Origin of the sequence: Extensimonas perlucida, assembly GCF_007655255.1 — a bacterium.
GTDB classification, from domain to species: domain Bacteria; phylum Pseudomonadota; class Gammaproteobacteria; order Burkholderiales; family Burkholderiaceae_C; genus Extensimonas; species Extensimonas perlucida.
The window spans coordinates 1-10,270 of the sequence record NZ_VMYE01000036.1; the positions used below are offsets into that span (position 1 = coordinate 1).

At 62.2% G+C, this 10,270-nt stretch carries 11 protein-coding genes; 1 reads left to right on the forward strand and 10 read right to left on the reverse strand.

Features of this window, described 5'->3' with window-relative positions; all coding sequences use genetic code 11:
• Window positions 1-304 precede the first annotated feature (304 nt).
• Window positions 305-610, forward strand: coding sequence for a helix-turn-helix domain-containing protein (locus FK527_RS16830; protein ID WP_013391827.1), 306 nt, complete (start codon window positions 305-307; stop codon window positions 608-610).
• A gap of 4 nt (window positions 611-614) precedes the next feature.
• On the opposite strand, the gene FK527_RS16835 is transcribed toward FK527_RS16830, so the two are convergent.
• From FK527_RS16835 to FK527_RS17390, 10 genes are all read right to left on the reverse strand, one after another.
• A complete protein-coding gene (locus tag FK527_RS16835) occupies window positions 615-1,505 on the reverse strand; it encodes a LysR family transcriptional regulator (protein ID WP_013391826.1) in 891 nt (296 codons plus the stop codon).
• Between the two features lie 231 nt (window positions 1,506-1,736).
• Complete coding sequence (locus tag FK527_RS16840; protein WP_003090336.1) at window positions 1,737-2,021, reverse strand: CopK family periplasmic copper-binding protein; 285 nt, start codon at window positions 2,019-2,021, stop codon at window positions 1,737-1,739.
• Between the two features lie 128 nt (window positions 2,022-2,149).
• Window positions 2,150-3,076: a copper homeostasis membrane protein CopD gene (gene copD, locus FK527_RS16845; protein WP_016445094.1), complete on the reverse strand. Its 927-nt coding sequence runs from the start codon at window positions 3,074-3,076 to the stop codon at window positions 2,150-2,152.
• A 4-nt stretch (window positions 3,077-3,080) separates the two neighbouring features.
• Entirely contained in the window at window positions 3,081-3,467 is a 387-nt protein-coding gene (copC, locus tag FK527_RS16850; protein WP_008063308.1) for a copper homeostasis periplasmic binding protein CopC, read from the reverse strand.
• 141 nt (window positions 3,468-3,608) lie between these two features.
• Window positions 3,609-6,047: a heavy metal translocating P-type ATPase gene (locus FK527_RS16855; protein ID WP_425460460.1), complete on the reverse strand. Its 2,439-nt coding sequence runs from the start codon at window positions 6,045-6,047 to the stop codon at window positions 3,609-3,611.
• Between the two features lie 155 nt (window positions 6,048-6,202).
• Window positions 6,203-6,475 (reverse strand): DUF2933 domain-containing protein, encoded by a 273-nt coding sequence (locus FK527_RS16860; protein WP_013391823.1) that lies wholly within the window; start codon window positions 6,473-6,475, stop codon window positions 6,203-6,205.
• A gap of 33 nt (window positions 6,476-6,508) precedes the next feature.
• The gene (locus FK527_RS16865; protein WP_013391822.1) at window positions 6,509-6,994 is read right to left on the reverse strand and encodes a DUF411 domain-containing protein; all 486 of its coding nucleotides are present in this window, start codon (window positions 6,992-6,994) and stop codon (window positions 6,509-6,511) included.
• A gap of 37 nt (window positions 6,995-7,031) precedes the next feature.
• Window positions 7,032-8,012, reverse strand: coding sequence for a copper resistance protein B (locus tag FK527_RS16870; RefSeq protein WP_013391821.1), 981 nt, complete (start codon window positions 8,010-8,012; stop codon window positions 7,032-7,034).
• Between the two features lie 25 nt (window positions 8,013-8,037).
• Window positions 8,038-9,942 (reverse strand): copper resistance system multicopper oxidase, encoded by a 1,905-nt coding sequence (locus FK527_RS16875; protein ID WP_013391820.1) that lies wholly within the window; start codon window positions 9,940-9,942, stop codon window positions 8,038-8,040.
• 130 nt (window positions 9,943-10,072) lie between these two features.
• On the reverse strand, window positions 10,073-10,270 hold a 198-nt coding region (locus FK527_RS17390), incomplete at its 5' end, for a hypothetical protein (RefSeq protein ID WP_222116176.1).

Consider the following 10,270-nt stretch of genomic DNA (forward strand, 5'->3'; position numbering starts at 1 on the left):
TCATCATGGTGTACGGGCTCCTTTGCTGGCTTGCTCATGTTCCTCAATCAGGGCTTGCAAAACGGCACGAGCCATGAACAGGGGGTAGCGGCGGGAGTCTATACAATCGTCAGGGATGCGACAGCTAGGTTCGAAGAGGCCACACCAGGCGCTATGGCGAGCCTGAGCTGTGGGCGTGGGCTGGTGGCGTCGTGCATGAGAGGCCCCAAGAAGCGATAAGACAAGGATGGAAAGTCTTCATGATAGCTAGTTTGAGTTAAACTTAACGTGGTTAAATTGTCGGGACTGTTCGACGCTTCCAAGGATGGAGAAGCGAACTGTCCGACGAGGCCGTCCCCCAGGCACTACCACTTTCGACGCCGAGCCAGCGTTGGCATTCGGAGCGGCCGTTCGTGTCGCCCGCCTGACGCAAGGTATTGCTCAGGAAGAACTGGCTGCGAAAGCAGGGATCGAGCGATCGCACATGGGCAAAATAGAGCGTGGGGAGCACATGCCCACTCTCGCTCTGATCTTAAGAATCGCCGCCGGACTCAAGCTTAGTGCTGCGGAACTCGTCAGCGCAGCCGAACGCAATCTTCGTGCTGCGGCGCACGATTCAGATGGGCATTGACGCTTTAGTCATCCGGAGGTCCTCGCAGACGTTCCATGAAGCGATCCAGCGAAACCGATGAGTTGCTGCTTTCTGGCCGAAGCAGATAGGTTGTGATTACCGCCGTGTCCTGCGCCAGAGGGCGAATCACCACGTCCGGCCTCTGGCTGATGGGAATCTTGGTCGCTGTCATGAAACCAATCCCATAGCCTGCGCCGACCAGCGTTAGCATCATGTCCAGCGACGACACTTCTTCGACAACGTTGAGCCTGTGTTCCAGAACCTGTAGCAGCCGATTTAGTTCTCGGCAGTAGCCTTCGCAGGCCAGTTTGTCGCACAGAACCAGTGGGTGACCCTGAAGTTCGTTGAGCGGAACTTGCTTGTGCGCAAGAAGCGAGTGCCGCGCTGGCACGGCGATCACAATCGGGTCTCGCCAGATCGGTTCAGCCACGATGCCTTCGCCAACATCCGCCGCGTGTGCAAATCCGATCGTGAAGTCGCCAGACCGTAGGCCCCGTATCTGCTCGGTCAGCGGTACCTCGGAGAGACGTATCTCGACCTCGGGCTCTTCCGCGCGGCAACGAGCTAGGAACGCCGATAGTCGTGGGTCCATCGCACCATCGGAAATTGCAATGCGCAGGCTGCCCCTCAGGCCCGCGGCAATGGCTCTGGCATTCTCACGCGCTTGCTCCAGGACAGTGAAGAGTCGGCGGGTGTCCTGCAAGAATGCCGCCCCCGCCACGGTCAGCCGTGTACCCCTGCGGTCGCGGTCAAACAGCGTGACCCCAAGCTCATCTTCCAATTCCTTGATCGCGCGAGACAAGGGGGGTTGCTCTATATGCAGCCTCTCGGCCGCCCGCGTGAAATGCAACTCCTCTGCCAAGACGACAAAGCATCGTAGATGACGCAACTCCATAAATCGGGCTCCTCGCAGGTTCTCATTCGCGCAAGATGTCCCGTGGACGAATCACGGTGGATGTGGAGGCTGGATCCATTCCAGGGAAGTTGATGCGCTTGACATCGCAAAAACTGGCATCTTGAGCGCTCGTGGTTGCTCGTGACGCGTCCCAATCGCGCGCGCCCAATCGGGGCGCGCGTCTCTGTCACACTGTGCAGAAGCTTTGAAAAGCACCGCACACCCGCGGCGTCATCCGCCGTGCTCTTTTTGTAGCAGCGAGCCGAGGCGAGCGACTTCATTGCTGGTGATCGCGATGTTGCGCCCATCCTTCGTCGACACCGAAGCCCCGACATTGAGATAGACGGCGCGCCCGAAGCGGCTTTCCTGTGCCATCTTTCCGTCCTTGAAGATGTACAGCGTTCCCCCGTCAGCCAAGGGAACCATCTCCTTGGCTGCTTGGGCTGCTGCATGACCGGCGAAGGCTGGCACGGAGAGAGCGCTCAACAGGGCGGCAATGACAATTTGCGATTTCATGATCGACTCCTTTGTAAAAACGACGACAACTTGCGCCGCGTCGTTAAATGTAGAAGCAGGCGGTCTACAGAGGGCTTACCCGTGCATTACATTCAATTCATGCGCTGTCATCTGCCGCCCATGAAGGATTAGGTTCCAGTGGGAGACAAGATGCCAAGCCATGCAACGCTCGCCAGAACCAAAACGGCCAAGGTTGCCTCCGTGAACAGACTCTGCCTAAGCTTGATGACTGCCTGTGCGCGATTGCCTGCCTTCAAAGCTGCCTCCAGGCTCGGGCTCAACCGATACCGATTGGCAGCAGCCAACGCCAGCATGCCTGCGAAAAGCAGGAGCTTTACCATCAGCAGCCGGCCATACAGCGTCGAGATGAGCGGATCAAACGATGGTCCGGCGATCAACAGGTAATTGAGAGTTCCACTCACGACGAGTGCAGCCACGATCGCTGTACCTATGCGAGCAAAGCCATTCGACGTCCGACTGAGGACCGCTACCGGGTCTTGCGCGACATCCCGCTTGTGGGATGCCAGCATCAAGAACGCCAACAATGCGCCCACCCAAGCGCCCGCTGCCCAGAGGTGGGTGATATCCGACGCAAGATGGATGTAGCCGCGAACGCCGTCGTCCATGGCGCCGTGGCCTGCCCACGCAAGGGTCGCCAGCGCCACGCCGGTGGAGAGCGCCATCACTGCAAATCGCAAGGTAGCGTTCAATTTCAACATTGCGACGAGCACACACACCAACAGCGCGAGGATGCGAATGCACCAGGCGATGCCCATGTGCGTGCCCGTAATGAGCATGTCGAAAACGTGCGTTGACAGCTCCGCGTAGCTTTGGGCGCCGGACATGGCCTTGGCCATGACCGTCATGCCCCACATCGACAGGGCAATGCCGATGGCAGCGGATGCGCCAATGAGGACGCGATAGCGGCGCGAGATCGTCGAGGATCGCTCGTCGTTGCCCAAAGCATAGAGTCCGAACATGGCGACGCCAAACGCCGCCGCCAGGTCCAGATAAAGCGCCAGGCGCAGGACGATGGTCAACCAATCCCCGGCCATGGGCTTACTTCACCTTGAAGGTGACGTTACCCGTGATCGGATGCGTGTCCGAGGAGACGGCACGCCATTCGACGCGATAGTCGCCGGGCTGGAGCGCCTGTGCTGGCGTGATGACCATGGTCTTGCCGTCGCCGGCACCCGCGACGCTGGCGTTGATCTTCATCGGGCCATGGCTCGCCATTCCCGGCATGCCAGTCATGACAAGGCTCGCGGCGGAGAACTGCGGCACCAGCGTTTCGGAGAACTTCAGCTCGATGGTGGCTGGCGCGGAAACCTGCGACTTGTCGGCTGGCGTTGAAGACACCAGCGAAGGATGCGCGAATGCGGCGGTGGCGAACAGACCAGCAGCGATCGGCGCGACGAGCTTGGCGATGAAATGTGAACGGGTCATAGAGATTTCTACCTTGATGTGTGAGGAGTGGTTTAAGAACGAAGTGCCGAGATAAGGCTTGCACCTTCGCAACGGCGTGGAACGAAAGAAACGGTTCGCTGGGCGATAGCAGGCTCCTGTAGGTTCAGAAAGAAAATCCGGTCACAGTCGGCTCGCTCTCAGGCGCAAGGCGTTGCCAACGACCGACGCCGAACTCAGGCTCATCGCCAATGCTGCGATCAGCGGCGACAGCAGCCAGCCCGTGAGGGGATAGAGAACCCCGGCGGCGATGGGGATGCCCAGCGCGTTGTAGAGGAAGGCGAACATGAGGTTCTGCTTCATGTTGCGCACGGTACTCACCGAGAGCGTGCGAGCGACAGCGATGCCACGCAGGTCGCCCTTGACCAGCGTGACCTGGGCGCTGTTCATCGCCACGTCGGTCCCCGTTCCCATGGCGATGCCCACGTCTGCCTTCGCCAAGGCCGGCGCGTCGTTGATGCCGTCTCCGGCCATGGCGACGATGCGTCCTTCTTTCTGCAGCCGCTCGATCAACATGAGCTTGTCCGCCGGCTTGACCTCACCATGCACCTCGTCGATGCCTAGGCGTGCACCGACGGCTTTGGCGGTGGTCTGCCCGTCCCCGGTGGCCATGATGACCCGCAGGCCCGCAGCCTTCAACGCGGCCAGGGCCTCGGGGGTGCTGCCCTTGACCGGATCGGATACGGCGAGCAAGCCCGCGAGCTGCCCGTCCACAGCCAAGTACATGACGCTTGCCCCTTCGCCGCGCAGAGCTTCGGCCTGGGGTACGAGCGGTTCCACCGATACGCCAGACTGTTCCATCAGCACTGTGTTGCCCAACGCGAGTTGCCGGTGCTCAACCTTTCCGCGCACGCCGATGCCGGTTCCCGATTCAAAGCTCTGAGGCTTCACGAGTTGGAGGCCCTGGGCACGCGCGGCCTGCACGATGGCGTCGGCCAGGGGGTGTTCACTGCCCTGGTCCAGGCTGGCCGCAAGACGCAGCACCTCATCGTTCGTAAAGCCGGGTGCTGCGACGACCTGATCGAAAGCAGGTCGGCCTTCGGTCAGGGTTCCTGTCTTGTCGATGACGAGGGTATCGACCTTGCGAAGATTCTCGATCGCCGCGGCATCGCGGAATAGCACGCCCTGCGTGGCGCCACGGCCCGTTGCGACCATGATCGACATCGGCGTGGCCAGACCCAGCGCGCACGGGCAGGCGATGATCAGAACGGCCACCGCATTGATGAGTCCATAGACCCAGGTGGGCTGCGGCCCGAAGAATCCCCATACAAAGAGCGTCGTGACCGCAATGGCAACGACGGCCATCACGAAGTAGCCGGCAACGACATCGGCCATGCGTTGCATCGGCGCCTTGGAACGCTGCGCCTGGGCGACCATCTGGACGATCTGCGACAGAACGGTGTCCGAGCCGATCCGCTCCGAACGCATGACCAGCGCGCCGCTGGTGTTGAGTGTGGCCCCGATGACCTTGTCGCCCGCGCGCTTGCTTACGGGCAGCGGTTCGCCGGTCAGCATGGATTCGTCAATCGAGCTGCTGCCCTCGTGCACGATGCCATCCACCGGCACCTTCTCGCCGGGTCGGATGCGCAGCAGATCGCCGACGTGCACATGGCTGAGCGGCACGTCTTCCTCGCTGCCGTCCGCATTGATGCGCCGCGCGGTCTTGGGCGCCAGCCCCAGCAGCGACTTGATGGCCGCCGAAGTCTGGGAGCGCGCCTTGAGTTCCAGCACCTGGCCGAGCAGTGTCAGCGAGATGATGACGGCGGCGGCCTCGAAATACACGCCGACCCGTCCCATGGACATGAAGGAAGCTGGAAACACTTCCGGCGCAACGGTTGCCACGACGCTGTAGATGAATGCCGCACCCGTTCCCAGGCCGATCAGTGTCCACATGTTCGGGCTGCGGTTGACCACGGACAGCCAGCCGCGGGAGAAGAAGGGCCAGCCGGCCCACAGCACGATCGGCAACGACAGCACCAACTCGACCCAGCTCTGTGTAGCCATGTCCATCAGGTGTAGCCGCTCGCCCAGCATCGCCAGCGCCAGGACCACGAGCGTCAACGGCAAGGTCCACCAGAAGCGACGCGAGAAGTCACGCAACTCCGGGTTGTCGTCGTCGAGGTCGGGCAGCAGAGGCTCCAGCGTCATCCCGCACTTGGGGCAGATTCCCGGATGATCCTGGCGGATCTCCGGGTGCATCGGGCAGGTGTAGATTGTTCCGGGTGCGGTTGGCGATGCCGCCGGGGCCGGTGAAATCGCGGTGCTGGCATGGTGATGCGGTGCATGGCCGCTGCCTGTGCCTATGCCCGCGCCACCGCTGGCATATCGCGCCGGATCGGCGTCGAATTTGGCCTTGCATCCGGTGCTGCAAAACAGGTACGTGTTCCCCAAGTGCGTGGAGCGGTGCTCCGACGCCGCCGTGACCGCCATCCCACACACCGGATCTCGTGTCGAGGCATCGGGCTGCGAGTGGCTTGAGGGCCCGCCCGCATCGTCACTTCCAGCATGGCTGGCGTGATGGTGGTGGGTATGCGTGCCGGACGTTGTGGCACCCGCCGCCATGCCTGCGTGCTCATGTCCTGAAGACTTGCTGGGTGAATTCATAGTGACAAGTGCCCTCCGCCGTTAACCGTTGGTGTCTGGTGATCGCAGCAGGCCGCACGCGCGCAAGGAGACAAGCGCGGCGTCGCGTGCTCGCACGGTGCGAGTGCCTCGACTCATTGCTTCTGCTCCTTGGAGGCTGCGGCACCTTCCTCACCCTGACGCGCGGCATGATCGTGTCCGCCGTGGCCGTGACCACGGTGCATGAACAGGTGCATCAGCGGACAAGCCGCCAGCAGCAGGAAGGGGAGATAGCCGGCAACATGTGCCGTGTGCTCCTTGAGCAGGAAATACGCGGCGACAGCGGCGATGATGAGGAACGCCACGCCGTAGCGCGATCGCCAGAACCGGGGACGATCGCTGGGGGTATGTGTGTGCTGATGCTGCATGGCATATCTCCACGGAGAAGGGTTGATGGATGGTCAGCGATGCGACTGATAGACCGTGCTGCTACCGTTTTTCCCGATCAGCAGCACGTCGTAGGCGTCCTTGCGTCCACCATAGGCCGGACCATCCATGCCGGGCGAACCGACCGGCATGCCGGGCGCCGCAAGGCCGATGGCCTGCGGGGCTTCGCGCAGCAAGCGTTGAATGTCCGAGGCAGGCACATGACCCTCGATGGCATAGCTGCCGATCTGCGCCGTGTGGCACGAACCGTACTTCTGCGGGATGCCCAGCCGCGTGCGCGCTGCCGTGTTCCCGGTGTCGAGAACCTGCACATCGAAGCCTGCGCCTTGCAGGTGTGAGACCCAGTCCTTGCAGCATCCGCAGCTCGGGTCCTTCCAGACCTTGGCAATCGGTCGGCTCTGCGCCAGGCTCGGTCCTGCGAGTGCCATCACCAACAAGCCAGCGATCAATGCCTGGCGTCTCGGCACTTTGCCCTGGCTTCTGTCGTAGTGCATGTTCATAGATTGCCTCTCATCAGATGATCAAACCCGCTAGGTTCTAGAACCAGAATCGCACGCCAGCCACCCAGCGCGTCTGCTGCGCGCGGCCGCCTTCGGCACGCACATAGTCCGCGGTGCGTCCGAAGCTGCCCGCCCGTTCCACGCCGATATAGGGGGCGAACTGGCGACTGAATTCATAGCGCAGGCGCAAGCCAGCAGACGCTTCGGCCAAGCCCTTGCCGATACCGCGTTCCGGGTCGTCCTTGCCATAGAACTGCAACTCGGCGCGAGGCTCCAGAATCAGTCGCTGGGTCAGCAGCAGCTCGTAGCTGCCTTCGACACGCAGCGCCGTACGTCCGCCACTTCCCACGTAGCCCGTCGCCTCCAGCTCGAACCAGTAGGGGGCGAGGCCCTGGATGCCGAAAGCCAACCATTGACGGCTCGGGCCTTCGCCGTTATCCACCCGAATGCCGAGCTGGGTGTCCCAGTACGGTGCGACGGCGTGCCCCCAGAGAAGCTCGGTACGCGATTCTTCGAGCTTTCCTTTGGCGATATCGCCTTCGGCCTTCACGACGGCCTTGTTGTAGGTCGTCCCATACCACGCCTGGAGGTCGTAGGCCGTGGAATCGTCCCCTTTGCGCGTGAAGCGGCGTTCCAGGGTTTCGCCGCGCAACGAGAAGAACCTGTGTTCGTCGGCCAGCATCAGCCGCGGCACACCGGGTACGGCGTAGTCGCCCGATCCCAATGTCAGGCCATTGGAGTAGCCATGCGGATCGCGGGCGTCAGGAGGCGCCGACCCGCCCTGCATCTGCATGTTGCCGTGATCCATGGCCGGGGCCGCGGTCGAGCCGCTCGCCGACGCCGCGTGACCCGCGTGCGGGTCGGCGGCAGGAGCCACGGTCTGAGTGGATGGCGCGGCCGTTTGAGAGTCGGCCTGGCCGTGCGCAGCATGGTCGTTCTGTGCTTGTGCCTGTGCGGCGACGCTTACCAGGGCCAGTAGCGTCGTGGCCAGTGCGCGAGTGGGGAGTGCTTTGGACATTCTTGGTCTTCCTTGTGCGCTGGGTTCAAGACACCACGACTTCGCGGAACATGCCGGCATCCATGTGGAACATCAGGTGGCAGTGCCACGCCCAGCGGCCGAGCGCGTCGGCTGTCACCAGGAAGCTGATGCGTTGTGCCGGCTGCACCGGCAGGGTGTGGCGGCGCGCAAGGAAGCGACCGTCGGGGCTTTCCAGCTCGCTCCACATGCCGTGCAGGTGCATGGGATGGGTCATCATGGTGTCGTTGTGCAGAATGACCCGCAGCCGCTCGCCGTGTTTGAAGTGCACCGGCGTGGACTTTCCGAACTCCAGCCCGTCCAGGGACCATGCGTAGCGTTCCATGTTGCCCGTGAGGTGCAATTCGACCTCCCGGCCAGGGCCTCTCTTGTCCAGCGGCCCCGACGGGGTATGCAGATCCGCGAGGGTCAACACGCGCCGACCGTTGTTGCGCAGTCCAATGCCGGGGTCATCGAGGTTGGTGCGCGCCATGTCAACGCGCATGTCCGTGCTGGCACCATACTCGGTGCGAGCGTGGCGGGCAGTAGTGCTGGGCACGGCCAGTCCCCCCGCAGCCGCGGCGTGTTGGCTGTGATCCATCGCCATGCCACCGTGGTTCATGCCAGCCATCGCCCCATGATCCATCCCGGACATCGAACCCGAGCCCATCCCGGTCATCCCGGTCATCCCGGTCATGCCCGTCATGCCCGTCATGCCCGTCATCCCGGTCATCTCCATGGCCTGGCCGGACCCGCCATGGTCCATGCCCCCCATCATGCCGCCCATCATGTCGTTCATGGTCAGCCATTCGACCGGATCGAGGGCAGGCACGGGAGCTTGAAGACCTTCACGCACGGCCAGCGTGGCACGCGCGTAGCCTGTCCGGTCCATCGCCTGGGCGAAGATCGTGTAAGCGTCATCCCGTGGCTGGACGATCACATCGACGGTTTCGCCCGGACCGAATCGGAACTCATCGACCGTCACCGGCTCCACGTCAACACCATCGACGTGCACCACCGTGAGTTTCAGTCCGGGAATGCGTACGTCGTAGAAGGTGTTGCCCGCACCGTTGACCATGCGCAGCCGCACGCGCTCCCCCGGTCGGAACAACGCCGTCCAATTGCCGGCGGGGGTGACGCCGTTGGCCAGATAGGTCAGCGTGGCGGCGGACAGATCGGCGAGATCCGTCGGATTCATCCGCATCTCGTTCCACATCTTGCGCTTGTCGATCGCAGCGGCCATGCCGTCGCGCGAGGCGTCCCGGAAGAAGTCGAAGACGGTAGGTTGGTTGTAGTTGTAGTAGTCGCTTTGGGACTTGAGCTTGGTGAACACCCGCATCGGGTCTTCGTCGGTCCAATCCGAGAACAGCAGCACGTGGTCACGGTCGGCGCGGATGGTCTCGGCGCCAGCGGGGTCGATGATGATCGCCCCGTACATGCCCGTGAGTTCCTGGAAGCCGGAGTGCGAGTGGTACCAGTAGGAGCCGCTTTGCTGAACCTTGAAGCGGTACGTGAAGGTCTCGCCGGGAGCGATGCCTTTGAAGCTAATGCCCGGCACGCCATCCATCTGATACGGCAGGATGATCCCGTGCCAGTGGATGGATGTGGCTTCACGCAGCTTGTTGGTCACACGGATTGTGACGGTGTCACCCTCGCGCCAACGCAATGTCGGTGCCGGCAGCGAGCCGTTGATGGTCGTAGCCACGCCTGGCTTGCCCGTGAAGTTCACGGGCGATTCGGCGATCACCAAGTCGAACTCGGTGCCTTTTAGCACAGGGGCGGCACCGCGCGTCGCGGAGCCTTGCTGGGCAAATGCCTTGAACGCCGGCGTGGACAGCCCAGCGAGAACGCCGCCGGCGGCTAACCCTTGGACGAAACGCCGACGAGAAAGGCCCTGTGGGGGCACGATAAAAAAGGGTGAACGAGGCGGCATGGCCTGAAATCCTCCATAGATGACTCGGAAGTCGTTCTAAACGCCACCCCATCCTGAGCGGCACAGTTCGACGCAATGCAGGTCATGCTATGGGTTGGGCACTTTCCACCGAATGACCCTTGAATTACATTCATGTAATGTTCGTGTCATGTTCGTGGAAGCTGGCAACCAGTAAATTGCTGATTGAAGTGGATGAATGCGTACATGTCGCATCCCTGACGATTGTATAGACTCCCGCCGCTACCCCCTGTTCATGGCTCGTGCCGTTTTGCAAGCCCTGATTGAGGAACATGAGCAAGCCAGCAAAGGAGCCCGTACACCATGATGA